Below are 23,690 nucleotides of genomic sequence, written 5' to 3' on the forward strand. Positions count from 1 at the left end.
CGCAGCGGCATGTGCTGGACACTCAACGGGCGGGGCGGGCGCCCGCACCGGGTTACTCGGCCGGCTCCAGCACGAACAGCTCGATACGCCGATCCGTCTTCTTCTGGTACTCGTCGTAGTCGGGCCAGACCTCGGTCGCGTAGCCCCACCACTCCTCGCGCTCGGCCCCCTCGGCCTGGTGCGCGTCGTACTCCTTCTTCACGTCGCCGTCCTGCAGGGCGACGCGGGGGTTCTTCACGAGGTTGTAGAACCACGCGGGATGCTCCGGGGCGCCTCCCTTGGATGCCACGACCGCGTACTTCCCGTCGTGCTCGACGCGCATGAGGGCGGTCTTCCGCAGGCCCCCGGTTTTGGCGCCGACGGTGGTGAGGACGATGATGGGTACGCCCCGCATGTCGGCGGACTCCTGGCCCCCCGTGGCTTCGAACGTCTCCGCCTGCTGACGGGCCCATTCGCTGGTGCTGGGTAGATACTCTCCTGAGAGTGACATAGCTCACACGATACGTCGGCGTCTTCCCCTCCGGTCTAGCCCCTCCCCCTTTTTCTGGAGCCTTCATGAGCGCTTCCGCTCCCGAGACCACCGCCACCTCCGCACCGAAGAACCGCCTCGACCGGTTCTTCGAGATCACCGCCCGCGGCTCCACCGTCGGTGCCGAAGTACGCGGCGGCGTGGTGACGTTCGTCACGATGGCGTACATCGTCATCCTGAATCCGATCATCCTGTCGGGGACCCCCGACGTCGCGGGCAACGCCCTCGGCTTCCCGCAGGTCGCGGCGGTCACCGCCCTGACGGCCGGCGTCATGACGATGCTGTTCGGCCTCGTCACGCGCCTGCCCTTCGCGTTCGCCGCGGGGCTGGGCATCAACTCGTTCCTGGCCGTCGGCATCGTCGGCGGGGTCACGTGGCCCGAGGCGATGGGGCTCGTCGTGATCAACGGCCTCATCATCGTGCTGCTCGCCGTCACCGGCCTTCGCCGCATGATCTTCGAGGCCGTGCCGCTCGCGCTGAAGACCGCCATCACGGTCGGCATCGGCCTGTTCATCGCGTTCATCGGCTTCGTCGACAGCGGCCTGGTCACCTCGACCGGCCTCAACTCTCCCCCGGTCGGTCTCGGTGTCGGCGGCTCCATCACGACGATCCCCACCGCCCTGTTCGTGCTGACACTCGTCATCACTTCCGTGCTGCTCGTGCGCAAGGTCAAGGCCGCGCTGCTCATCGGCCTGCTCTCGGGCACGGTCATCGCCGTGATCGTCGAAGCGGTCGCGCACCTCGGTGCCCGCGCCGACGGCAACCCCGGAGGCTGGGGCCTCAGCGTCCCCACCCTGCCGGCACAGCTCGTGAGCCTCCCCGACCTTTCGCTCGTCGGCCAGGTCGACCTGGCCGGTTCGTTCGGCCGCATCGGCGTGCTCGCCGCCCTCATGCTCGTCTTCACGCTCGTGTTCACGAACTTCTTCGACGCCATGGGCACCATGACCGGCCTGTCCCGCGAGGCGGGACTCGCCGCCCCCGACGGCACGTTCCCGCGCCTGCGTTCGGCACTGGTGATCGAGGGCATCGGCGCTGTCGCGGGCGGCGCCACCTCGTCGTCGTCCAACACCGTGTTCATCGAATCGGGATCGGGTATCGGCGAGGGCGCCCGCACGGGCCTCGCGAACGTCGTGACCGGAGCCCTGTTCCTTCTCGCGATGTTCTTCACGCCGCTGACGAGCATCGTGCCCACCGAGATCGCTGCGGCAGCCCTCGTCATCGTCGGGGCGCTGATGATGGGCCAGATCCGCCACGTCGACCTCAGCGACCTGTCCGTGCTCATCCCGGTCTTCCTCACCGTCACCGTGATGCCCCTGACGTACTCGATCGCGAACGGCATCGGCGCGGGCTTCGTCAGCTGGGTGCTGATCCAGGCTCTGTCCGGTCGTGCGCGCCGGGTGAGCCCGCTGCTGTGGATCGTCGCCGCCGGCTTCGTCGTCTTCTTCGCCCGAGGCCCGGTCGAGGCGCTGCTCGGCTGAGCCGGGCACCCGAGGGGGTGCCGGATGCCACGGCATCCGGCACCTCGCCCTCGGGGTTTCGGCCGGTGAGCGCCGCGCGCCGCCGCCAGATCACGAGATCTGCCCGAGCACACACGTCGCGACCGTCCACGTCGGGTGCCCTCGACGCGATCGCGCGCTCTCGCCCGACGCGCGTCGGTGCAGCGCTCCCTCCGCGCCACCGCCCTCCGGCGCCGGAACCGCACCCGTCCGTTGACACCGCGCCTGTTCGCTGCCCCGCACGCACATCGCCGACGAGCCGACGCGGTCTCGCACAGCGGGGCCCGAACCATGACGCGCCGACCGCCCCGACCGCACCTCCGACGATGAGAAGACGGCGGGTGCCGCCGAAGCCCCGACCCATCTGCGCAACGCCGCAACCGCGGTGCGTCGCTCGCTCGGCGGGTATCGGGAGCGTGCGTCACGCCTCTCGCCGAGGATGAGAGCCCCGTGAGACGTCTCTCATGTTGGCGCTAACACGACAACTTCGGCCTACCGTCGTCACACGGATGCAACGACCGCATCCGTCGCTTCGAAGGAGAAGACCCATGCAGAAGACGAACATGTCCCCTTGTCGTCATCGCACCGTCCTGGCCGCCGCACTCGCGGTGGCGGGGATCCTCGGAACGGGAGCACTCGCCGCCCCACCCGCCATCGCCGCCGAGGGTGAGATCACGTACACCCTGCACACCGCCGAGAACCCCACAGCGGATCAGCAGGACGCGTACGATCGCATCCGCGCGGCGATGGACGCCGCGGTTGCCCGCTACAACAACCTGTCCGACCTCACCAAGCAGCTCAACGTGTACTACGCGCCGGGCGTACCGACCGCCGAGGCCAGCGGCAACGGCGACATCCGCTTCGGCGACAATCGCTCGTTCATGAGCGAGCGCACCGCGCTGCACGAGATGTCGCACACGCTCGGCGTCGGCCAGAGCGGCGGGTTCTGGAACAACTGCGGTTCGGGCACGTGGACCGGCCCCCAGGCATCCGCACTCATCAAGAGCTGGGAGGGCGAGAACGCCACGATCTCGTGCGGTGGCGGACACTTCTGGCCCTACGGCCTGAACTACGACAACGAGTGGTCTGAGCAGAACGCGAACCGTCACGTCGACATCGTCGAGGCGATGAAAGCCGACGGTATGTGAGGCTCCGGCCTCCGCGCCCGCGCGGCGAAAGCACGTGCGGCACGAGATCACGCGCTGGGCCGCTCCTCGACCCGGCGATCTCGCGCCGATCGTGTGATCTCGCGCGGCGAGCGGCGTCGGCGCCGCACGAGGAACGTGATAGGGCCCGGATGCCATGGCATCCGGGCCCTATCTGCGAAGCGTCAGAGCGCTTCGATGATCTCGCGCATCAACGACGCGGCCTCAGAGGGCGTCTTGCCGACCTTGACACCGGCGGCCTCGAGGGCCTCCTTCTTCGCCTGAGCGGTACCGGCCGAGCCGGAGACGATGGCACCGGCGTGGCCCATGGTCTTGCCCTCGGGGGCGGTGAAGCCCGCGACGTAGCCGACGACCGGCTTGGTGACGTTCGCCTTGATGAAGTCGGCGGCGCGCTCTTCGGCGTCTCCACCGATCTCGCCGATCATGACGATGGCCTTGGTCTCGGGGTCGGCCTCGAACGCCGCGAGGGCGTCGATGTGCGTGGTGCCGATGACCGGGTCGCCGCCGATGCCGATGGCGGTCGAGAAGCCGAGGTCGCGCAGCTCGAACATCATCTGGTAGGTCAGGGTGCCCGACTTCGACACGAGGCCGATCGGGCCCTTGCCGGTGATGTTCGCGGGCGTGATGCCCACGAGCGCCTCGCCGGGGGTGATGATGCCGGGGCAGTTCGGGCCGATGATGCGGGTCTTCTCGCCCTTCGACTTCGCGTACGCCCAGGCCTCGGCGGTGTCGCCGACGGGCACGCCCTCGGTGATCACGACGAGCAGCGGGATCTCGGCGTCGATGGCCTCGACCATCGCGTCCTTCGTGAAGGCCGGGGGCACGAACGCGATCGACACGTCGGCACCGGTCTCGCGGATGGCCTCTTCGACCGACGCGTAGACGGGGAGCTCGACGTCGTTGCCGGACGCGTCTTTGTGCGTGACCGTGGTGCCGGCCTTGCGCGCGTTCACGCCGCCGACGACCTGCGTGCCGGCTTTGAGCATGAGGGCGGTGTGCTTGGTGCCTTCGCCGCCGGTGATGCCCTGGACGATGACCTTGGAGTCCTTGTTGAGGTAGATCGACATTTCTCTCTGTCCCTGTCCCTTACGCGTTGGCGAGTTCGGCGGCCTGGTCGGCGCCCTCGTCCATACCGGCCGCGAGGGTGACGAGCGGGTGGTTGGCGGCGGCGAGGATCTCGCGACCCTCCTCGACCTGGTTGCCGTCGAGGCGCACGACGAGGGGCTTGGTCGCGGTGTCTCCGAGGATCTCGAGGGCCTTCACGATGCCCTCGGCCACGGCGACGCACGAGGTGATCCCGCCGAAGACGTTGACGAACACGCTCTTGACCTGCTCGTCACCGAGGATGACGTCGAGACCGGCGGCCATGACGGTCGCCGAGGCGCCGCCGCCGATGTCGAGGAAGTTGGCCGGCTTGACGCCGTTGTGCTTCTCGCCCGCGTAGGCGACGACGTCGAGGGTCGACATGACCAGACCCGCGCCGTTTCCGATGATGCCGACCTGGCCGTCGAGCTTGACGTAGTTGAGGTCGTGCTGCTTGGCCTTGGCCTCGAGCGGGTCGGCCGCGTCCTTGTCTTCCAGCGCCTCGTGGTCGGGGTGGCGGAAGCCGGCGTTCTCGTCGATCGAGACCTTGCCGTCGAGGGCGATGATGTCGCCGTCTTCGCTCTGGATGAGGGGGTTCACCTCGACGAGAGTGGCGTCTTCGCCCTTGTAGACGTTGAAGAGCTTGACGAACACGTCGGCGACCTTGGGCGCCAACTCGTCATCGAACTTCGCGGCCTTGGCGATCTCGAGGGCCTTCTCGGGCGTGATGCCGTCGAGCGGGTCGACCTCGACCCGCGCCAACGCCTCGGGACGCTCGACGGCGAGCTCTTCGATCTCCATGCCGCCCTCGACGCTCGAGAGCGAAAGGTAGGAGCGGTTGGCGCGGTCGAGCAGCACCGAGAAGTAGAACTCCTTGGCGATGCGAGCGCCGGCGGCGACCATGACGCGCTTGACGACGTGGCCCTTGATGTCGAGACCGAGGATGGCCTGGGCCGCCTCGAACGCCTCGTCGGGGGTCTTGGCGACCTTCACGCCGCCGGCCTTGCCGCGGCCTCCGGTCTTGACCTGAGCCTTGACGACGACGACTCCACCGAGCTTCTCAGCGGCCGCCTTCGCCTCCTCAGGGGTGTCGGCGATGATGCCGGCGAGTACCGGCACCTCGTACTTCTCGAACAGATCACGTGCCTGGTACTCGTAGAGATCCACGGACAATCCTTCGCTGGGCGATCGGTGGTGGGAGGAGGCGAACTCTCTCGATATCAAGAGATCTTCGCCAATCCACAACCCTACCCGACGGGGCTGAAACCCCCCGACCCCCTCCCCTTCGAACGGAGGGATGCCACCGCTCCGCGCCCACGCGTGCATTGCATCCCTGCGGGGGCTAGCCTCTCCCCATCCGACGACGGGAGCCCTCGTGCATGCTGCCTCCTTCTCGCGCACGGGCGACCCGTCGGTCATCGAGTGGGGCGAGCTGCCCGATCCCGTGCCGGGGCCCGGGCAGGTGCGGGTGCGTCCGCAGGCTGTGGCCGTGGATGCCGTGGACACGCTGGTGCGCTCCGGACGCTGGAGCACTCCGTTGGCGTTCCCCGTGGCGGTGGGCCGCGATCTCGTCGGCGTCGTCGATGCGGTGGGGGCGGGTGTCGGCGACCTCTCCCCCGGCGATCGCGTCTGGACGAGCTCCGCGGGCTACGCCGGACGCCCCGGCGCGACCGCCGAGCTCGTCGTCGTCGACCGCGACCGGCTGTACGACGTGCCGGATGCCGCCGACCCCGTCGCCCTCGTCGCCTCGCTGCATCCCGCGACCACCGCCGTCGCCGCACTGCACCTGCGCGCGGGAGTGCGGCCGGGCGAAACGCTCGTCGTGGTCGGGGCGAACGGCGCGGTCGGCGCGGCGCTCGTGCAGGAGGGCGTGGCCTCCGGCGCCGACGTCGTCGCGGTCGTCCGGGATCCGCGCTCCGCCGTGGTGCTGAGTGCATGGGGCGCCGAGGTGGTCGTCGCCGACGCGGGTGCCGCGGCCGATGCCGTCGCGGAGCACCGTCCGCATGGCATCCATGTGTTCGTCGACACCACCGGTCGCGCCGATACGGCAGCCGCCGTCCGCCACCTCGCCCGCCGCGGGCGGGTGATCGTTCTGGCCGGGCGCACGTCGGCCGAGATCGACCTGTGGGGGCTGCAGGTACGCGAACTGCGCGTCGAAGGGTTCATCCTCAGCGCGCTCGACGCCTCAGAACTGCGAGGAGTCGCGGGCCGAGTGAACGCACGATGGGCCGCGGGCCGGCCCTTGACCGCCCACGTCGGCGAGGTGCTCGGATTCGCGGATGCCGCTGACGCGCACCGGCGCATGGAGGCGGGCGACCTGCCGCGCACCGACGACGGCTTCGTCGGACGGTTCGTGCTCGTGCCGGGCGCTACTTCTTCGGGCGCACCACGAACCACGCGATGACCGCGCCGACGATGCCGACGAAGAGTCCGATCGAGATGCCGAACCCCACCCCGATCGAGGGCACGAGCAGGCCGAGCACAGGACCCGCGATCACGCCGACGACGACCCCGATGATAATGTATCGCGTCAATCCGGCGTCTGCCGCTGCTGCCTTATCGCCCGCTGCTTTCTCACCCATGCCGCGACCGTAGCGAGGGACTTCGGTCGGCTTCCAGACCTTGACGGGGATGACCCGGACGCCCGCATCGGTACGCTCGATCGCACCGTCGTCTCCTCGAAAGGCGCGCACATGCCCTCCGCCGTCAGGCTCATCCGCTCCTCCGACCTCGCCGACACCGCGGAATACGCCTACGCCGCCACCGCGCCGGCGAACGCGCGCCTCATCTTCCTCGCCGGCTCGTGCCCGCTCGACGGAGAGGGCGCCACCGTCGGTGTCGGCGATTACGCGGAGCAGGCCGCGCAGTGCATCGCGAACATGCGCACGGCGTTGGCCGAGGCGGGCGCCGAGATCACCGATGTGATCAGCACGCGCGTGCTCGTCGCCTCAGCGAAGCAGGCCGATCTCGTCGCGGCCTGGGGCGTCGTGCGCGACGCCTTCGGCCCTCACGACGTCCCGAGCACCCTGCTCGGGGTCACCGTGCTCGGCTACGACGACCAGCTCGTCGAGATCGAGGCGGTCGCCGCCCTGCTCGACTGAGCACCGGCGCGACGCACTACTCGGCGACGAGCCGATCGCGCAGCGGACCCGGGAAGACGAACGCGATCAGGGGAAGATCGTCGCGCATCAGATCCACCCCCTCTCGCGCGCGTGGATCGTCGCCTGCTGCCGACTCGCGAGCCCGAGCTTGCCGAGCACCGACGACACGTGGTTGCGCACGGTTCCCGCCGACAGGTGCAGCGCCGCCGCGATCTCGGCGACCGTCTCGCCGCGAGCTCCAGCCCGCAGTACGTCGAGCTCCCGGTCGGTGAGGGGACTGCGCTCGTCGCTCAGAGCGTCGGCGGCGATCTCGGGGTCGACGTAGCGGCGACCGGCGGCGACCTCGCGGATGACCGCGGCCACGTCATCCGCCGGCCGCGACTTCGGCAGGAACCCGTCGACGCCCGCACCGAGCGCGCGCCGCAGGACGCCCGGCCGCGCGTGGCGCGTGACGATCACGCAGCGCGAGGGAACGCTTCGCAGGATCCGCGCGGCCGTGTCGACGCCGTCCAGCCCAGGCATCTCGAGGTCGAGCAGGCACACGTCGGGTCGCAGGCGCTCGGCCTCGGCGAGCGCGCTTTCGCCGTCGCGGCATTCCGCGACGACCTCGAGGTCGTCTTCCAGTCGCAGCAGTGCGGCGAGCGCCGTGCGGATCATGTCCTCGTCGTCGGCGATGAGCACGCGGATCATGCCGTCACCCCCTCGGGCACGCGGACCGTGAGGCGGAAGCGGTCGTCGAGCCGGGTGGCATCCATCGTCCCTCCGACGGTCCCGACGCGCTCGGCGATTCCCGAGAGGCCTGCCCCATCACCCACCGGCGAGGCCGCGCGGCGCGAGTCGTTCTCGACTGTCAGCACCCACGCCCCCTGGTGACGGGCGAGGGAGAGGGATGCCGAGCCCCCTGCGCCGTGCTTGAGCACGTTCGTCGTCGATTCGCGGACGACCGGGCCGAGTACGTCGGCGGGCGCCCCGCCCGCCTCGCCGTCGATGAGCAGGTCGACGGTGAGTCCCGCGGCGCGCAACAGGTCTGCGGCGTTGGCGAGTTCGTCGGGGAGGGGGACGCCTCGGAACCGCGCCGCGAGGTCGCGGGTGCCGCGGCGCGCTTCGTCGACGCTCGTGCGTGCCGCGCGCACCTGTTCGACGGCGGCGTCGGGGTCGCGGTCCATCATCTTCTCGGCGAGTTCGAGTTGCAGCGCGATCACCTGCAGGTGATGCCCCTGCAGGTCGTGCAGGTCGCCCGCGAGGCGAAGTCGTTCCTGAGCGGCGGCGAGGCGTCCCTCGGCGCGGCGCGCGCGGTCGAGTTCGCGCACGATGTCCCACCACCAGAGCGACGTGGCCGACAGCGGCGGAAGCATCGCGACGAAGAGCGCCAGCCCGAAGAACGCGGCGACGGAGGGGGTGAGGCGCGTGGTGTCCACGATCCAGGCAGCCACGATCGCGACGATGAGCAGCATCACGAGGCGCAGCCGGATGCCGCTGCGCCACCGCACGAGACAGAGAGCCTGCGCCGCGAGGGCGACCGCGACCAGCAGCGAACCGACGGTCGCACCGGTCAAGGCGCCGAACGCGACGCCGACGATGACCAGGGGCCAGACGGGGCGTGAGGTGTCGGGATCGTCCAGCGGCTCGCGCCGGTAGCGCAGGAGCAGCAGGACAGCGGATGCCGTGGCCCCGACCGCGCCGACCAGGTAGAGCCCGATGGCCAGCGGCGAGGCGCCCGGCACGACGACCGCGGCCCAGATGACCAGGGCGAAAACCTGCAGCGACAGGATCGAGGCGACGGTGTACCACCACGTGACGCGGACGTCGCGGGCGTAGGTGGCGGCGGAGGAGGTGCTCACCCCGGCCACTGTACGGCCGTGACATTCGTCACGGGTGGGCGGATCAGTCGCTGTGCAGAACCCGGCCGAAGAGGAGCATGTCGCGACGCCGGTCGCCGATGCGGTGATAGCTGCGCAGCAGCCCCTCGCGCTCGTATCCGGCTCGCTCGGCGGTGCGGATGGACGGCGCGTTCCACGGCTCGATGTACAACCCGATGCGGAACAGGCCCGGAACCGACGCGCCGAAGGCCGTCAGGGCGTTGAGCGCATCGGCCGCGAGCCCTCGGCCGCGAAAGGAGGGAGCGACGACGTAGCCCGCGGTGGACCGGCCCGCGCCGAGCTCGGCGGTCCAGAGACCGCAGTGTCCGACGGCCTCCCCTGTCGCGGCATTCGCCATGGTGAAAGAGAAGCCGGCCCTCTCGCCGTGACGGCCGCGCTGCTGGGCGATCCACGCGCGCGCGTGCTGCTCGGTGGCATCGGCGGGGAGGGTGCCCGTCTGCGCGATGTACGGGTCGGTCGCCAATTCGCGCACCATCTTGACGTCGCGGTCGGTCACCTCGCGCAACAGGATGCCGCCGTGGGCGGGCGGCGTGGCAGGCCAGGGCGGAAGTGAGATCGGCGGCATGGGTCCATCCTGCCCGTGCCGCGGGTCGATCTCTCCTCCCGACGTCGCGGTGATCGTCTGGCAGGTCGTTCAGCGCGCGATCGGGTGATGGCGGGAGGAGGGTCAGGGAGCGGAGGAGGCATTCGTCCTTCTCGGTCCTCCCGTCGCCAGATCTCCTCCCTTCCCCCCTGCCGTGACATTCGTCACGGGTGGCCCGCCGCATCCTCCCGCGCGGTCGTGACACCGCGACACTGCCGCCGGGCGGCCGGAACCGATCGGATGGACTCACCGCGGAACACGCCGCACATCACCCCCAGGAGCAGCAATGTCGAACCCCCTCAGTGATCTCGTCCTCGGCTTCCAGGGCCTCGTCGAAGACGTGCCCGACCTCGTGCAACCGATCGTCGTCGCCCTCGCGGGGGCCGTGCCGTTCATCGAGGGCGAGGGGGCCGCCGCGATCGGCATCATCGGCGGCATCACCCCCGTCGTCGCCGCTGTCGCCGGCGCGATCGGCAACCTCATCTGCGTCGCCGTCGTCGTGCTGGTCGCCTCGCGCGTGCGCACCGCCGTCACCACCCGCCGGGGAGCCGTCGAGAAGCCCGTCACGGCCCGCCGCCAGAAGTTCGAGCGGGCCTACCACCGCTACGGAACCCCCGGTGTGAGCCTGCTCGGCCCGCTGCTCCTCCCCACCCAGTTCACGGCCGCCGCCCTCACCTCGACCGGTGTGTCGCCGGCGCGTGTGATCGCCTGGCAGGCCGCCGCGATCGCGCTCTGGACCACCGTGATCACCCTAATCATCGTCGGCGTCATCCGGGTCGCCGCCTGAGCGCATCTACCCCGTGGGCTCAGGTCCGCCCTCGATGCGACTCCCACAGGCCACCCGGAACAGCCGAATCCTCCGCCGGGCCGCTTCGCGAGCGTTGCGACGACGGTCGCGCTCGAGGCGCGTGGGAGAGTGGCGACGTGAAACTGTATTCCGACTTCGCCGCGCAACGCGCGCGTCAGGTGACGGCCGACATCATCGCCCTCGCGCTCATCGCCGTGAGTATCGCGGTGGGGGTGTTCGTGTTCTCCACCGTGGCCCAGCTCGCGCGGTTCGGTCGTCAGATGCAGACCGCGGGCGCCGACTTCCGCACGTCGATGACCGACGTCGGCGCCCAACTGGGCGGGGTCCCCCTCATCGGTTCGGGCATCAGCGCACCTTTCGACACGGCGAGTTCGGCGGGAGACACCCTCGCCGCCGCCGGTCAGACGCAGCAAGACCTCGTGATGCAAGCGGCGATCGCGCTCGGTGTCGGCGTCGCCGCCCTGCCGATCCTGCTCGTTCTGCTGGTGTGGCTCCTCCCGCGCCTCCGCTTCATCTCGCGGGCGACGCGCACCCGCACGTTGATGCGCGCCGGGCTCGACACCGACCTGCTCGCGCTCCGCGCGCTCACCCATCAGAAGGTGGGCACGATTGCGAAGGTCTCTCCCGATGCCCTCGGCGCCTGGCGTCGCGGAGACCCCCAGGTGGTGCGTGAGCTCGCCGGCTTGGAGCTGAGGTCCGTCGGCATCCGCGTCCCTTAGGCCGACAACGCCCCCACGTCAGCCCCAGAAGCCCTCATGCGCCCGCGCCGCCTCGTCCTCGAGATGCGGCCCCGACACGCTCGTCGGCCGACCCCCGCGAGCGAACACCTCGCGTGACGGCAGATCCAGATCGTCTCCCGACCCCGCGAGGGCGATGAGCGCTCTGCCCGACAGCGCGTACACGACTCGGCCGATCCCCACCCAGAAGATCGCCCCGCAGCACATGGCGCAGGGTTCGCACGATGTGAACAGGGTGGATGCCGGCAGGTCAGCGGCATCCATCTCCTTCCCCGCGAAGCGCACGAGGTTCGTCTCCGCGTGGCAGGTGACGTCGTGGTCGGTGATGACCGTGTTCTCGGCCTCTATGATGCGACCGTCTGCCGTGACGATCAGCGCTCCGAAAGGGTGATTGCCGTGCTCGCGGGCGAGCTGCGACAGCTCGATCGCGCGGCGGAGATGGGCGAGGTCGGTCGGGGCGAGAGTGTCGGCCATGCAGTCGATGATCGTCGGCGCGTGGGGATTCGGGAAGCACACCGCGCACATCTCAGGCGGCCAGCGCCGCCGCGAGCCCCTCCTGCAGTTCGCGCACGATGGCATCCGGCATCTCCAGCGCCGGGAACTGGCCGACGAGGGTTCTTGCCGCCCGCGTGGATGCCGATGACGTGCTCCGCGAATCGACCGGCGAGCGCGATCGCACCCGCGATAGGCTCGGTGCCCCACCCCCTCCTCAGCCGGCTTATCGGGGCATCGGCAGTCCGGAGGCGACGGCGCAACGACAGGGAAAGCCAGCGCCGCGGCATCCTGAGGCTCCGTGAGCTCGTCGATGACGTCGACGAAGTCGGCCGCACTCCCCGGCCATCCGCGCGTCATGACGAGCGCAGTCACATCCGGTCGCGAGGAACGACGTCGGAGGGAGGGATGCAGATGGCGGCGCATCTCGGCGGTCGATCGCTCCATCGTTCCGCGCCTGACATCCCTGGACCAGGACCGACTGAGGAGGACTCCCCCATGAACATCGAACCCGGCATCTACGAGCACTTCAAGGGCCAGCGCTACGAGGTGTTCGGGACCGCCAGACACTCCGAGACCGAGGAGGTCTTCGTCTCCTACCGCAAGCTCTACGACGACTACTCCTGCTGGGTGCGCCCCGTGGACATGTTCACGGGGGTTGTCGACCGCGACGGGTACGTAGGGCCGAGGTTCCGCCGGATCGAGTAGTCACGGTCGGCACGGGGGGACGCGAGAGACGCTGGAGCCTCCGGCGTGCGGTCGTCTCAGCGCGCGATGGACAGGACGACGATCCCGACGGTCAGCAGCGTCGCCGCCAGCGCGCCCGCAACGATCGCGACGACGGAGCCGAAGGGACGGACCGTGGTCGATGTATCGACGGTGTCGGCGGCGTGGATCCGGGGGAGCTCGGCCGCGTGGAGCGTGGATAGTTGAGCGGCGCGCAGCGAGTCGTGCCGCCCCAAGGGCGTTCCGAGCCGGTCGAAAGCGATGAAGGACCCGTCGGGAACGGTAACGACATGGCCGAGGGTCACGTCCCCGATCTTCGCGACGCGGTGTCCTTCCTCCTGCATGATCCACGCGGGCGACACGTGGTCGGGCGTGGGGTGCACTCCTCGCGTGTTCACGCGACGGACCGATCCGCGCTCGGCGGCGCCACGTGGTCGTGCCCGCCGTGTTCGGTGAGGTCGATGCATAGACCCGTCGCAGAATTCGCGGCGCGCGCGAAGTCATGCAGGGTCGCTCTGTCGAATGCGATGTCCGCGACGGTGTCGAAGACGAATCGCAGCGGGATCGCGGCATGCACCCACAGCGTGCACAGGTGCGCCGCCCCGGCGCCGGATTGCCGTAACGACACCGTGAAGCTCTCGCCGCGGCGCAGTTTCACCGTCATCACCGCTTGCAGATGCGCGAGGACGACGTCAGGTATCGAAACAGGCTCTTGTGTTGAGCCGTAGAACAGGCTGCCCATCTTCGCCCCCAGCTGACACGACGACATGACGGTCTACCGAGGTCTGGGGCAACTCAGCACAGAGTAGGGGAGCTCGCAGGGGAAAGCAATGAACGGATCGCCGCGGGCGGGAGGGCCGCGGACCTCTGCGCTGCCGTCGCTGTGCCCGTAGAGTGACGACAGGCGTCCCCTGGACCTAGGCCGCTGTGTCCCACTAGGTCAGGAGTGTCATGTCAGCCGATAGCGAGTCCTCCGGCTCTTTGTGCACCGATTTCGTGACCGCACTGCCGGTGCCGCACATCGCCATCTCGACGCTGGGCGCCCCTTTCGAGGTCGAGACGATCTGCTCGAGCGACGACGTCGCCGCCCACCTGGACGAGACGCAGCTCGATTCCGGTGTGGGACCGTGTTGGAGAGCTCGAGACACCGCCTCACCCGTGTTGCTTCCCGACCTGTGGCAGGACGCGCGCACCGCATGGCCGGTGTTTCTGGCGGCAGCCGCACGGTACGGGATCTCATCGGTGTACGCGTTTCCGATGGCGGTGGGCCTGGTGGAGGTGGGCGTCGTGAATCTCTACGCCACCGGTGTGCGTGCTCTGACGGTCGATCAGGTCGATGAAGCCGCACGACTGGCGGATTCGGCTGGTCACCGGATCCTCCGGACGGCGCTGGAGGGGCTGGACGACGACGTCTCCACGAACGCCTCACCGCGGCGGTTCGTGCACCAAGCGACCGGAATGGTGGTCGCGCAGTTGCAGGTGGGGCCCGAAGATGCACTGCTCGTCATCCGCGCCCACGCGTTCGCGTCGGGCCGGTCGGTACGCGAGGTAGCGGAAGCGATCATCTCGCGCGACATCGATTTTTCGGTGTGAAGACGGATGGACGGAAGTAGGTTGCACTCATGACGAGCACACCGCGCGAGAAAGAACTGGTCGATACGTTCGTCGAGCTCGCCGACACCATGGTCAACGGGTACGACATCGTCGACTTGCTGTACCGGTTGGTCACCCGGTGCGCGCATATCCTGGGCGCTGCCGACGCCGGCATCCTGATTCCCGACTCGCATGGGTCGCTGGAGGTGGTCGCCTCGACGAGCGAGCGCAGCCAGCTCATCTCTCTGCTGCAACTCAACGAAGAACAAGGCCCCTGCCTCGAGGCTTACCACTCCGGCCAACCGGTCACCGTCGACGACTTCGACGCGATCCGCAACCGGTGGCCGCGGTTCGCGGAGGCCACCGGCGAGCAGGGGTACACCTGGATGCACGCGATCCCCCTCCGACTCCGCGAGGAGGTCATCGGTTCGCTGAACCTCTTCGGCGACCAACCCGGTGCGCTCACCGCCGAGGATGCGCTGGCGGCGCGGGGCCTCGCCGACATCGCCACCATCGGCATCCTCCACGAACGGGCTTTCCGAGAGTCGAACCTCGCCCGCACGCAGTTGCAACACGCACTCGACAGTCGCGTCGTGATCGAGCAGGCCAAGGGCATCCTGTCTCACACCCACGGTGTCGACATGGAGGAAGCGTTTCGGCTTCTGCGCGAACGAGCCCGCAGCACCCAGCGGAAGCTGGCGGACGTCGCCCGCGAGATCATCGCCGCCGCCAGCGGCCGCTGAGGTGGCTACGGGAGCGCGCGGGGCCGTGGTCCAGGCGTAGCATCGCCCGTACGCCGGAGTCCCTCCGCGGCATCCGGTCCCTCCGAACCGACGAGAACACGGGAGATCCAGATGGACACGATGGCAATGATGAAGTCGATGGACATGGGCGAGATGACCATGGACATGGATGCCATGCAGGAATGCATGCAGTCGCTCAATGCCTGCGCGATGGCCGCGGCGATGTGCGCCGGCAGCGACATGATGCACGGCCCCGAGATGGCCACGTGCTGCGCGACGTGCTCGAACATGGTCGAGATGGCGCAGGCGACGATGCACATGATGATGCGTCCGGCCGGGATGAACATGGACGTGATGCGCGCCATGATGACCGCCTGCATGACCATGGGCAAGGCCTGCGCCGCCGAGTGCCGCGCGCACGCCGACATGGACGAGATGTGCCGCTACTGCGCGATGGCCTGCGACGACATGGTCATGAAGTGCGAGGCCATGATGGCATCGATGTCCGCCTGAACCCGCTTACGCGGCGCGCGCGGTCGTGAGGAACGCCGACGCGCTGAGCAGTTCCGCGACCGAGTGGTAAGCCACCGGCTCCCCCACCGCGACGTCGACCGCAGGTCCCACGACCCGCAACTCCAGCGTCATGCCATTCAAGAGCGCGACGGTGATCGTCGTGCCATCGGCGTCCACCACGAGGCCGTCCCCCCACGCGGACGGGTTCGAGGCTGCCATGCAGCGCTGGATCGGGTGGACTGTCGACGAGATCGTGCGGGACATGGCTTCACCTGCCTTCGGAGGGGTTGGTGAGATGAAGCTACGGGATGCCGAAGGAGGGCGACATCCCGCGCGTCGCGGGGCGTAACAACGGAGAAGTGCCTCCGGCGTGGATCGCCCGCCGAGCCGGACATCACCAGTCCGGCAGCACGATGTACTCACGAGACAGGTGCGCGCTCCTTCCGCCAAGTAGTTCAGGATTGTCCCGCATTCGGGTACCTTGGTCGCAACTCCGTATCTGTTGCCCGCAGCAGATCGACGTTCGAGCAAGGAGATCACCGATGGTCCGACAGACACACGCGCACGGGGGCTTTCGCACCTCGGCCGTCGTATCCCTCCCGCGACCGGCCTTCGCCTCGTGACGGCCTCAGGCGATCCGACGTCCACACGTCGGTACCGCGTGCGTCCGCGCGTGTGGATCGGTCTCGCCATCTATGTGGGCTACGTCGCCGTCGTCTTCACTGTTCAGCAGATCTCGGGCATTCCCTACACGGATCTCAGCAAGAGCGGCCGCGACCTGTTCCTCGGGGCAGGGCTCTCGCTCATCATCAGCGCCATCCTCCTCGCCATCACGACCAGTCTCCTCGGCTGGTGGCGCCCTGCTCTATTCGACCGATCCCGAGCCCGCCACAAGTGGCCGATCATCGCACCGGTCCTCATGGCGATCGCGGTGATCGTCTCACTCGCTTCCACCGATTGGGGTTCCTACGACGGCGCATTCTTCGGCGCGTCCGTCGTGCTCCTGCTCGTCGGATTCACCGAGGAACTCACCACCCGCGGTCTGCTCCTGACCGGACTTCGCACCCGACTCTCCGAAGCGTGGGTGTGGTTCGTCACATCAGCACTCTTCGCGCTCATGCACCTTCTCAACTCGGTCGGCGGCCAAGCGTGGGAGACCACGTTGCAGCAGGTCGGACTGGCTTTCGGGGCGGGCACCATCTTCTACGTGCTGCGACGTGTCACCGGCAGTCTCGTGTGGGCCATGATCTTGCACGGGCTCTGGGACTTCTCCACTTTCGGTCTCGGACACGGTACGCCTGGCCCGTTCTACGCGTACGCGGCCGCCATCCAGGCCGTCGCCATCGTGGTGGGGCTGGTGGGAGTGATCTTCGTCATCCGCGGGTCCGACGAGAAGCTCGGCTGAGCGTCGGCGATCTTCAGTTCGCGGCGAGTCCGAGGACGGGGAAAAGGACGGAGAATCCCTTCCTCAGACCGCCCGCAACTGCGGTCACCCCGTGATCGGCGTCGGGTATCTCGACCAGACTCGCCGTCATACCCGCCCGGAGCGCTTCCGCGGAGATCGTCGTAGCGGCGGCGAGGAAACTCGGGTCGTCGCTTCCCGCGGTGAAGACGGCCGTCGTCTGCGCATAGTCTTCCGCCGGAGTACCCCGCATGATGGCCGCGGGCTTCGAGGCGTCGAATGCGGCGGCGTCGCCGTCGTATACCTCGGACGTCACCGCATCGGGGTCCTCGGAGCCCGGGAACTCCTCCCCCGACACATCGATGATGTTCTGGAACGTCTGCGGGTACTTCGCCCCGTACTTCACGGCGCATCCGCCGCCGTTGGAGTACCCGGCGATGATCCAGTACTTCGGATCGTCGATGATCTTGAGATTCTCCCTCGCCCACGCCACCACATCTGCCGTCACGTATGTTTCAGCATTTCCGAACGTCGGCGAGTCGGCACAAGCGGGGTCCGCGCTGCCATCGGCGCCGAGCTGGTCGACGGTGAGAACGACAGGGGCGAGCCCCGAGTGCTGCGCCGCGAATTCGTCGAGGACATCGCTGATGATGGTTCCGTCGGGATTCCCCGGGTGCCCCATCATCATGATGACGAGAGGCAGAGCAGGGGCGTCATCGACCAGCGCCGCCGGGGGCAGGTAGACACTCGCATCTCGCGCGTCGAAACCCGACCGGGTGCCCGGAATGTTCTGTGTTCCACGATCTCCCTGCAGCGCCAGGCCGGCCGGCGGCCGCCAGGTCTGGTAGATCGGCCGAGCGGGGGCCTGCGCAGCATCTGTTCCGCGCGGAAGGTCGATCGGGTCTGCGGCGACGACGCCGAATAACGCTCCGACGGTGGGGTTGAGACCGAAGGACGCGTTGATGCCGAGGGCGGTCACGACGGCGAACCAGATCACGGACACGGAAGCGAGCACCTTCCGCCACACCGGCGACCGCCACAGCGATGCGACGGCGAATCCGATGCACGCGAGCCCCGCGGTCGCCCAGAGTGCGACCTCGATGGGCAGAGCGACACCGAAGGCGTTGGTCTCGTTCGCCACCACTGTGGCGATCATCCCCACGACAGCTCCGAGAAGCGACGCGATTCCCGCCGCGACAGCGGAACGCGCCGGCCACCGCCGGACCAGCAGTGCCACGAGGAGAATGGCGCCGAGGCCGTACGCTCCCCACATCAGCGGAGAGTCGATGATCTGCAGGCTGAGGAAAGCGGTCACGGCTGCCCCTTTCCGGCGCTCACACGTGAAGCGGGGTGGACTGCTGCGATCGCGCCCGTTGCGCCGCCATCTCCCTGTCGAACTCGGCCTGCCAGTTCTCGCTGAGGGAGATGTCCTGTCGGCGCGCCTCCTCGGTAGACAGCTCGACGGGGAACCCGAACGTGTCGTAGAGGGTGAACAGCTCCCTGCCGGTGAGACCCGTCGTGCGGTAGCTTCCCAACTCCCTGAGTCCCTTGCGGAGAGTGCGCCGGAACGCCTTCTCCTCTTTGGCGAGCACCCTCTGGACGACCTCGGCGTGCTCCGCGACCTCTGGGTAGTGAGCGTCATAGATCCGCGCGATGGTCGGGATGATCTGAGGAAGGAAGTCGTCCTCCAGGCCCAGGTCGAAGGCGAACCGGAGAGCACGGCGGATGAGCCGGCGCATCACGTAACCCTGTGTCTTGTTGCTGGGTTGCACGCCGTCCACGGCGAGGAACGTTGCGCCACGGAGATGATCGGCGATGACGCGCATGGCCACCGTCTCGTCCTCGTAGCGCTTGCCGGAGAGCTCTTCGATCTTCTCGATGATCGGCCACAGGAGGCCGATGCGGAACACGTCGGGACTGTCCATGGCGGCGGCGGCGATGCGGGCGAGACCACCGCCGTAGTCGACGTTCTTCTGGGGCAATGGCTCGAAGCCGTCCTCGGTGCGCCGGTACTCCATGAAGACCGAGTTGCCGAGCTCGATGAATCGACCGCAGTCGCAGTTCTGGTGGCAGTGCGCTCCGAACGCGAGGTCGTGCTCGACGTGGGGGAAGAGATAGAAGATCTCCGTGTCGGGCCCGCCAGGCTCGCCGACGGGCATGTCCTCGGCTTTACCCCCGCGGCACCACCAGTTCTTCTTGCTGTAGAACGCGATGCGGGCTCCGTGGGTTCCCACCTCGGATGCGTGCTCCTCCGTCCCCACATCGACTTGGTCCGCGGAGACCCCGGCCGCGTCGAACAGACCGCTCCAGATCGCTGCCGACTCCGCATCTTTGGCGATACCGTGCGCGGCGTCCCCACTGAAGCACGACACGTAGATGCGCGCGGGGTCCAGCCCGACCCGGTCGGTGAGGAACGTCCACACCTGCGTGATCTGCTCCTGTTTGAAATAGTCGCCGAAGCTCCAATTACCCAGCATTTCGAAGAAGGTCGTGTGGCGGTTGTCGCCGACCTCCTCGATGTCCTGGACGCGCAGACAGGTCTGGCTGTCGGTTACGCGACGACCGGCGGGATGCTCCGCGCCGAGCAGATACGGCAGCAGCGGCTGCATGCCGCTGCCGGTGAAAAGGGTCGTCGGGTCGTCCTTCGGAATGAGCGGAGCGCGCGGTACGACGGCGTGCCCACGTTCGACCATCAAATCGAGGAAGACCTGGCGGATCTCGTCAGCGGTGAGTGCGGCATCGGACATGGAATTCTCCCCCGTTTGTGGACGGTTGCTTCTTGCTTACTGCTGTTGACCGGGACGGCACCAACGAATACGGTTGTGCTCCTCGGGGGATGCGCACATCAGTCGCCTCGCCAGGTGCAATTCCTGGGTCCTCCACCATTGAGTTTCACCGCGACCCTCGTCTATCGCGTCCCTACGCCCCGGCTCAGACCACGAGGGCGGTGGTGGTGACGAGGAAGAAGGTGAAGCCGGCCCAGTCGTTGATGATGTGCGCACCCGTCGAGACCCAGATGTTCTTCGTCCGGATGTAGGCGAGGGTGAGCACGAGCCGGGCGCCTCCGATGACGAGGAAGGCCTGGGCGAAGTTCCAGCCGTATGTCGATAGGTGGGCCGCGCCGAACCAGGCGGAGACGACGAACCAGGCGATGAGGATGGAAGCTCCACGGCTGAGCTTCAGCTTTGCGTGGAGGAGATACATCACAGCGAGGAACGGGAGGATGCTGAACAGCTCCTCGCCGAGCAACTGTATTGCCGTACCGACGTAGAAGGCGATGATCTCCGACGCACCGCCGGCGGCGAGTCCGTCGGTGGCGGTGTTCCCTGTGGCGCCGAACACGGCACGAACGACGAACCCGATGATGAACGACACCACCAGGGTCAGGACTCCGTACACGATCATCGCCAGCCAGTCGCCACCGGTGAGCTTCTTGAAGATGGCTGTCCAGTGCGTACGTGCCATGACGATGAATACGACGAGCATGATGCCCGTGAAGAGGGCGCGCGGAAGAAGCGACTCGACGTTGTTCTCGGCGGGGATGGTGAGGAGTGCCGCGAAGCCCGCGACGCACCCCACGAGGATGACGATCCATTTCCACGTGGGGATCTCGACCGGCTGACCGTTGTAGAAGGGGAAGTCCCGGTCGTCCTTGCGCTCGAAGAAGCGGCCGAGGCGCCGGTCGCGCGTGTGGTCGGTGGTGTGAGACATCGTCATTCCCCCAGGTGATCGGTGCGGTCAGCCTAATATTTCAGGACAATTCCGAATAGTCCCGACGCCGTCGTCAAGCGAAGAAGCGATTCGCCCGTGAGGTGTACAGAAGGGCGATGCCGAGTGCCGCCAGAAGGACGGCGATGAGGGCTCCGACGACGACGTTGGCGTTCTGGTGCGTGATGGCCTGGAGAATCGATCCCACGATGCTCAACGCCAGTGAGGCCGTCACGATGACGCGCGCGATGTTCCGTGCGCCGAACAACCCGAAGCTCACCAGAAGCGTGATCAGTCCGATGATGATGCCGAACCAGGTCGAGGGGACGGACGCGCCGGGCACGTTGATGGCGCCACTGAGGATCAAGATGGAGAGACCGATCTGGAGGATGGCCGTCAGCCACGCCAGAACGGCGACGAACGTGACCCCGGGAGGACGGTCGTTGTAAGCCATGGCCCTTACCCCTCCAGGTCCGCCAGCAGGTCGTCGAGTCCGAGGCCGCCGATGTTCAGCGCCTCGAATTCGAGGGTTGTCCCGGTGGTGGTGTCGGTCAGCTCGATGACGCGAACGGTGCCGCTGTGGCGGCGTTCGACGGCGAGACGATCGCGGTCGATATGGGCGACGGGCTGCAGGTCCTTCCATCCGCCGACGAGTCCGGTCGACCGGCGGCCGAGCACGTACAGCTTGGTCGATGAAAGCGCCAGGACGATGGAGGGGTAGCTGCCGTGCGACGCACTGTGGGCACGTTGGCCGATCATGCTGCCGGCCACACCCCAGGCCATCTGATTCCCGCCGCCGAACCCGACTCCGACTGCGGCGCCGAGCACTCCCGCCTTCGTGGAGCCTCGGGGCATGACGACGGCGACGTCGACGATGTCGTCATCTGAGATAGCGGCTTGCGCTCCCTCGCGGGCGTGTTCTTCTCGAGACATGGAATACCTTTCGTCTTGATTGGGACACTACTGAACAATGTGTCCGGTGTCGACGGAGGATTCCCGTTGTACGAGCACGCCTCAGTGAGGCGAACGCGCGAATCGATCGCCACTTACGCGGGATTCCACGCACCACGCGGCGATCTGCTGGAAGACGAGGGAGAGAGGCATCCGCTCCTCCTGGATCGCGGAAGCGACCGCCGACACGGCGGCCAGACCACCGGGAGTGACCCGCAGGACGACGGCGCGTTGATCCCCCTCGATCTCATTTCGATGACGGCGGACGAAGTCCTTCTCGCAGAGCTGGTCGACCAGGTACGCGACTCCCGCGTGCGACACCTCGAGCGGCTCGGCGAGTGCACCGGGGCGCACGTCTGGGTGCGTGGCGATGTACAAGAGGGCGGCTCGCTGACGAGCCGCCATCCGGCCTTGTGTCGCAGCCGTCGGCATGTAGCTCACCAGCTTCGCACCCGCTTCGGCGGCATCGAGCAGGAGGGTCAGCGGGTCCGCCGCAGCCGGAGGGCTCTCCTGACCGTCGGCCTCGAGGAGTGCGACGAGTTCGCCGGCGAGCTTCTCGCTGTCTCGCAAAAGGGCCGAGGCGCGGGCGCGCAGGTCGTCGGCGTGCGCGCGTCCGAGCGTCGAGAGAACGACTTCGACGGCCCGCCGGTCGTGGGATGCCGGTCGCGTCGACACCAGAGCGGTATCGGTGAGACGGACGATCAGCCGGGAGATCGCACGACGACCGAGTCCACTGATGTCAGCGAGGGAGCGGGTGGTGATGACGGAGTCCCGGGCCATCGCGATGAGGGCGATCACCTCCTCGATCTCGGCCCAACGGGTATCGAACACGGCATCGATCGTTCGGGTCAGGTCGTCGTTGAACTGCCCCAGCAGTTCCATCGCCCTGGCGCGTGACTCGTCGTGCATCGATCTCTCCTCACCGCGCGACGGGCTCAGCCCGGGTGGGTGAACACCCCGGGGCTCGTCGCGGCGCGGCTGAACACACCGCGGAACCCGCTGAGGGAAGCCGGTTCGGGTTCCGGTTTCCACGCAGCGTCGGCGATCATGTCGCATCGCCTCCCTGCACGCTACAACCTCTCCGTAGGTCGGCCCTGAAGATGACGGAGGACTCCCGCTCGAGCTCGAGCGTGCACGCCCCGTCCGCACGTGCGTCCCGGCGCCTCCAGTCGTTCGCCCACCTCATTGTCTGTAGGAGATGTCCTGCATCAGACTGAGGGGTATGAGCGCAATCGAGAACTCCAAGGTCACCATCGTCGGCGCCGGCAGTGTCGGATCCAGCGCCGCCTACGCATGTCTCATCCGCGGCTCAGCGCGTCACGTCGCGTTGTACGACATCGCAGCGGCCCGGGTGGAGGCGGAAGTCCTCGACCTCGCGCACGGAGCGCAGTTCACCGGGGTGAGCGACGTCGTCGGCGGCAGCGACATCTCGGTCGTGAGCGGATCGCACGTCGTCGTCATCACCGCGGGGGCCAAGCAGAAGCCGGGCCAGACGCGCATCGAACTCGCCGCGGTGAACGCGCAGATCCTCGAGAGCATGATGCCGCAGCTGATGGCGGTCGCGCCCGACGCGGTCTACGTGATCGTCTCGAACCCCTGCGACGTCCTGACGATCCTTGCGAAAGAGCAGAGCGGTCTGCCCGCAGGGCGCATCTTCGCCTCCGGGACGGTTCTCGACACGTCGCGACTTCGTTGGAAGCTCGCCCGACGTGCGGGAGTGTCCACATCGAGCGTGCACGCCTACATCGTCGGCGAACACGGCGATACGGAATTCCCCCTGTGGTCGCGTGCCACCATCGGCACCGTCCCCATCCTGGATTGGGTCGGCCCCGGCGGAGAGACGTTCAGTCCCGATGATCTGGATTCGATCGCCGTCGACGTCCGCGATGCCGCGTACAAGGTCATCCAAGGTAAGGGAGCCACCAACTACGCCATCGGGCTGTCGGTGGCGCGCATCGTCGAGGCCGTCCTGAATGACGAACACGCCGTCATGCCGGTGAGTTCCGTCCTGGAGGATTTCCACGGCATCGACGGGGTCGCTCTGTCCGTCCCGTCGGTCGTGAGCGCCCGGGGCGTTGCACCGGTGACGCGAACACCCTTCTCCCCCAGCGAGCTCGGACTACTGCGCCGATCTGCGGACGCCCTGGGTTCGGTCGCCGCAGGATTGCGCTGACATCCG

30 protein-coding genes are annotated in these 23,690 nt (G+C 68.0%); 12 read left to right on the forward strand and 18 right to left on the reverse strand.

The annotated features are described in order from the left end of the window. Nucleotides 1–52 precede the first annotated feature (52 nt). A complete protein-coding gene (locus tag FHS07_RS02795; RefSeq protein WP_183418378.1) occupies nucleotides 53–490 on the reverse strand; it encodes a nitroreductase family deazaflavin-dependent oxidoreductase in 438 nt (145 codons plus the stop codon). A gap of 65 nt (nucleotides 491–555) precedes the next feature. On the opposite strand from FHS07_RS02795, the gene FHS07_RS02800 reads away from it, so the two are divergent. Together FHS07_RS02800 and FHS07_RS02805 are read left to right on the forward strand one after the other, a co-directional pair. Next, nucleotides 556–2,007 (forward strand): NCS2 family permease, encoded by a 1,452-nt coding sequence (locus FHS07_RS02800; protein ID WP_183418379.1) that lies wholly within the window; start codon nucleotides 556–558, stop codon nucleotides 2,005–2,007. 566 nt (nucleotides 2,008–2,573) lie between these two features. Continuing rightward, nucleotides 2,574–3,173, forward strand: coding sequence for a hypothetical protein (locus tag FHS07_RS02805; protein WP_221189104.1), 600 nt, complete (start codon nucleotides 2,574–2,576; stop codon nucleotides 3,171–3,173). 182 nt (nucleotides 3,174–3,355) lie between these two features. Here the strand turns inward: FHS07_RS02805 and sucD are convergent, their stop codons facing one another. After that, nucleotides 3,356–4,258 (reverse strand): succinate--CoA ligase subunit alpha, encoded by a 903-nt coding sequence (sucD, locus tag FHS07_RS02810; protein WP_183418380.1) that lies wholly within the window; start codon nucleotides 4,256–4,258, stop codon nucleotides 3,356–3,358. Nucleotides 4,259–4,277: 19 nt separating this feature from the next. Continuing rightward, a complete protein-coding gene (sucC, locus tag FHS07_RS02815) occupies nucleotides 4,278–5,441 on the reverse strand; it encodes an ADP-forming succinate--CoA ligase subunit beta (RefSeq protein ID WP_183418381.1) in 1,164 nt (387 codons plus the stop codon). A gap of 208 nt (nucleotides 5,442–5,649) precedes the next feature. Here sucC and FHS07_RS02820 point away from each other — a divergent pair, with 208 nt between their 5' ends. Beyond that, entirely contained in the window at nucleotides 5,650–6,678 is a 1,029-nt protein-coding gene (locus FHS07_RS02820; RefSeq protein WP_183418382.1) for an alcohol dehydrogenase catalytic domain-containing protein, read from the forward strand. Here the strand turns inward: FHS07_RS02820 and FHS07_RS02825 are convergent. After that, nucleotides 6,644–6,856, reverse strand: a complete 213-nt coding sequence (locus FHS07_RS02825) for a hypothetical protein (protein ID WP_183418383.1) — start codon at nucleotides 6,854–6,856, stop codon at nucleotides 6,644–6,646. The genes FHS07_RS02820 and FHS07_RS02825 overlap by 35 nt on opposite strands. A gap of 111 nt (nucleotides 6,857–6,967) precedes the next feature. On the opposite strand from FHS07_RS02825, the gene FHS07_RS02830 reads away from it, so the two are divergent. After that, complete coding sequence (locus FHS07_RS02830) at nucleotides 6,968–7,375, forward strand: RidA family protein (protein WP_183418384.1); 408 nt, start codon at nucleotides 6,968–6,970, stop codon at nucleotides 7,373–7,375. 87 nt (nucleotides 7,376–7,462) lie between these two features. On the opposite strand, the gene FHS07_RS02835 is transcribed toward FHS07_RS02830, so the two are convergent. From FHS07_RS02835 to FHS07_RS02845, 3 genes are read right to left on the reverse strand one after another with little or no spacing between them, the layout of a single operon-like run. Further along, the gene (locus FHS07_RS02835) at nucleotides 7,463–8,065 is read right to left on the reverse strand and encodes a response regulator transcription factor (RefSeq protein WP_183418385.1); all 603 of its coding nucleotides are present in this window, start codon (nucleotides 8,063–8,065) and stop codon (nucleotides 7,463–7,465) included. Further along, nucleotides 8,062–9,216, reverse strand: coding sequence for a sensor histidine kinase (locus tag FHS07_RS16770; protein ID WP_343054583.1), 1,155 nt, complete (start codon nucleotides 9,214–9,216; stop codon nucleotides 8,062–8,064). The genes FHS07_RS02835 and FHS07_RS16770 overlap by 4 nt, the downstream gene beginning before the upstream one ends. A 43-nt stretch (nucleotides 9,217–9,259) precedes the next feature. After that, on the reverse strand, nucleotides 9,260–9,820 hold the full coding sequence (locus FHS07_RS02845; RefSeq protein ID WP_183418387.1) for a GNAT family N-acetyltransferase: 561 nt from the start codon (nucleotides 9,818–9,820) through the stop codon (nucleotides 9,260–9,262). A 304-nt stretch (nucleotides 9,821–10,124) separates the two neighbouring features. Between FHS07_RS02845 and FHS07_RS02850 the strand changes: the two genes are divergently transcribed. Further along, nucleotides 10,125–10,625: a small multidrug efflux protein gene (locus FHS07_RS02850; protein WP_183418388.1), complete on the forward strand. Its 501-nt coding sequence runs from the start codon at nucleotides 10,125–10,127 to the stop codon at nucleotides 10,623–10,625. A 137-nt stretch (nucleotides 10,626–10,762) separates the two neighbouring features. Beyond that, the gene (locus FHS07_RS02855; RefSeq protein ID WP_183418389.1) at nucleotides 10,763–11,365 is read left to right on the forward strand and encodes a hypothetical protein; all 603 of its coding nucleotides are present in this window, start codon (nucleotides 10,763–10,765) and stop codon (nucleotides 11,363–11,365) included. 18 nt (nucleotides 11,366–11,383) lie between these two features. On the opposite strand, the gene FHS07_RS02860 is transcribed toward FHS07_RS02855, so the two are convergent. Together FHS07_RS02860 and FHS07_RS02865 are read right to left on the reverse strand one after the other, a co-directional pair. Beyond that, nucleotides 11,384–11,857 (reverse strand): nucleoside deaminase, encoded by a 474-nt coding sequence (locus FHS07_RS02860; RefSeq protein WP_183418390.1) that lies wholly within the window; start codon nucleotides 11,855–11,857, stop codon nucleotides 11,384–11,386. 52 nt (nucleotides 11,858–11,909) lie between these two features. Beyond that, nucleotides 11,910–12,062 carry a hypothetical protein gene (locus FHS07_RS02865; protein ID WP_183418391.1) on the reverse strand — a complete coding sequence of 51 codons (153 nt, stop codon included), beginning with the start codon at nucleotides 12,060–12,062 and terminating at the stop codon, nucleotides 11,910–11,912. A gap of 311 nt (nucleotides 12,063–12,373) precedes the next feature. Between FHS07_RS02865 and FHS07_RS02870 the strand changes: the two genes are divergently transcribed. Continuing rightward, nucleotides 12,374–12,583 carry a DUF1653 domain-containing protein gene (locus FHS07_RS02870; protein ID WP_183418392.1) on the forward strand — a complete coding sequence of 70 codons (210 nt, stop codon included), beginning with the start codon at nucleotides 12,374–12,376 and terminating at the stop codon, nucleotides 12,581–12,583. 56 nt (nucleotides 12,584–12,639) lie between these two features. On the opposite strand, the gene FHS07_RS02875 is transcribed toward FHS07_RS02870, so the two are convergent. Beyond that, the gene (locus FHS07_RS02875; RefSeq protein ID WP_183418393.1) at nucleotides 12,640–12,999 is read right to left on the reverse strand and encodes a hypothetical protein; all 360 of its coding nucleotides are present in this window, start codon (nucleotides 12,997–12,999) and stop codon (nucleotides 12,640–12,642) included. Further along, nucleotides 12,996–13,343 (reverse strand): DUF7882 family protein, encoded by a 348-nt coding sequence (locus FHS07_RS02880; protein WP_183418394.1) that lies wholly within the window; start codon nucleotides 13,341–13,343, stop codon nucleotides 12,996–12,998. Before FHS07_RS02880 ends, FHS07_RS02875 begins: the two co-directional genes overlap by 4 nt. 269 nt (nucleotides 13,344–13,612) lie before the next feature. Here FHS07_RS02880 and FHS07_RS16775 point away from each other — a divergent pair, with 269 nt between their 5' ends. The 3 genes from FHS07_RS16775 (at nucleotide 13,613) to FHS07_RS02895 (ending at nucleotide 15,450) form a co-directional block, all read left to right on the forward strand. After that, nucleotides 13,613–14,194 (forward strand): ANTAR domain-containing protein, encoded by a 582-nt coding sequence (locus FHS07_RS16775; RefSeq protein WP_183418395.1) that lies wholly within the window; start codon nucleotides 13,613–13,615, stop codon nucleotides 14,192–14,194. 29 nt (nucleotides 14,195–14,223) lie between these two features. After that, entirely contained in the window at nucleotides 14,224–14,937 is a 714-nt protein-coding gene (locus tag FHS07_RS02890) for a GAF and ANTAR domain-containing protein (RefSeq protein ID WP_183418396.1), read from the forward strand. A gap of 111 nt (nucleotides 14,938–15,048) precedes the next feature. After that, a complete protein-coding gene (locus FHS07_RS02895; protein ID WP_246383085.1) occupies nucleotides 15,049–15,450 on the forward strand; it encodes a four-helix bundle copper-binding protein in 402 nt (133 codons plus the stop codon). Between the two features lie 6 nt (nucleotides 15,451–15,456). On the opposite strand, the gene FHS07_RS02900 is transcribed toward FHS07_RS02895, so the two are convergent. Then, complete coding sequence (locus FHS07_RS02900; protein ID WP_183418397.1) at nucleotides 15,457–15,714, reverse strand: nuclease; 258 nt, start codon at nucleotides 15,712–15,714, stop codon at nucleotides 15,457–15,459. 409 nt (nucleotides 15,715–16,123) lie between these two features. Between FHS07_RS02900 and FHS07_RS16365 the strand changes: the two genes are divergently transcribed. Next, on the forward strand, nucleotides 16,124–16,855 hold the full coding sequence (locus tag FHS07_RS16365) for a CPBP family intramembrane glutamic endopeptidase (RefSeq protein ID WP_343054584.1): 732 nt from the start codon (nucleotides 16,124–16,126) through the stop codon (nucleotides 16,853–16,855). 13 nt (nucleotides 16,856–16,868) lie between these two features. Here FHS07_RS16365 and FHS07_RS02910 read toward each other — a convergent pair whose 3' ends face one another. The 6 genes from FHS07_RS02910 to FHS07_RS02935 form a co-directional block, all read right to left on the reverse strand. Continuing rightward, the gene (locus FHS07_RS02910) at nucleotides 16,869–18,167 is read right to left on the reverse strand and encodes an alpha/beta fold hydrolase (RefSeq protein WP_183418399.1); all 1,299 of its coding nucleotides are present in this window, start codon (nucleotides 18,165–18,167) and stop codon (nucleotides 16,869–16,871) included. A gap of 19 nt (nucleotides 18,168–18,186) precedes the next feature. Beyond that, the gene (locus FHS07_RS02915; protein WP_183418400.1) at nucleotides 18,187–19,599 is read right to left on the reverse strand and encodes an alanine--tRNA ligase-related protein; all 1,413 of its coding nucleotides are present in this window, start codon (nucleotides 19,597–19,599) and stop codon (nucleotides 18,187–18,189) included. A gap of 184 nt (nucleotides 19,600–19,783) precedes the next feature. Next, complete coding sequence (locus tag FHS07_RS02920; RefSeq protein ID WP_183418401.1) at nucleotides 19,784–20,569, reverse strand: CPBP family glutamic-type intramembrane protease; 786 nt, start codon at nucleotides 20,567–20,569, stop codon at nucleotides 19,784–19,786. 67 nt (nucleotides 20,570–20,636) lie between these two features. Then, nucleotides 20,637–21,014: a hypothetical protein gene (locus FHS07_RS02925; RefSeq protein WP_183418402.1), complete on the reverse strand. Its 378-nt coding sequence runs from the start codon at nucleotides 21,012–21,014 to the stop codon at nucleotides 20,637–20,639. Nucleotides 21,015–21,019: 5 nt separating this feature from the next. Next, nucleotides 21,020–21,493 carry a hypothetical protein gene (locus FHS07_RS02930; protein WP_183418403.1) on the reverse strand — a complete coding sequence of 158 codons (474 nt, stop codon included), beginning with the start codon at nucleotides 21,491–21,493 and terminating at the stop codon, nucleotides 21,020–21,022. An 81-nt stretch (nucleotides 21,494–21,574) separates the two neighbouring features. Further along, the gene (locus FHS07_RS02935) at nucleotides 21,575–22,420 is read right to left on the reverse strand and encodes a MarR family transcriptional regulator (RefSeq protein ID WP_183418404.1); all 846 of its coding nucleotides are present in this window, start codon (nucleotides 22,418–22,420) and stop codon (nucleotides 21,575–21,577) included. Between the two features lie 313 nt (nucleotides 22,421–22,733). Here FHS07_RS02935 and FHS07_RS02940 point away from each other — a divergent pair, with 313 nt between their 5' ends. After that, complete coding sequence (locus tag FHS07_RS02940; RefSeq protein ID WP_183418405.1) at nucleotides 22,734–23,684, forward strand: L-lactate dehydrogenase; 951 nt, start codon at nucleotides 22,734–22,736, stop codon at nucleotides 23,682–23,684. Nucleotides 23,685–23,690 lie beyond the last annotated feature (6 nt).

The organism is Microbacterium proteolyticum, from assembly GCF_014192415.1.
Classification (GTDB): domain Bacteria; phylum Actinomycetota; class Actinomycetes; order Actinomycetales; family Microbacteriaceae; genus Microbacterium; species Microbacterium proteolyticum.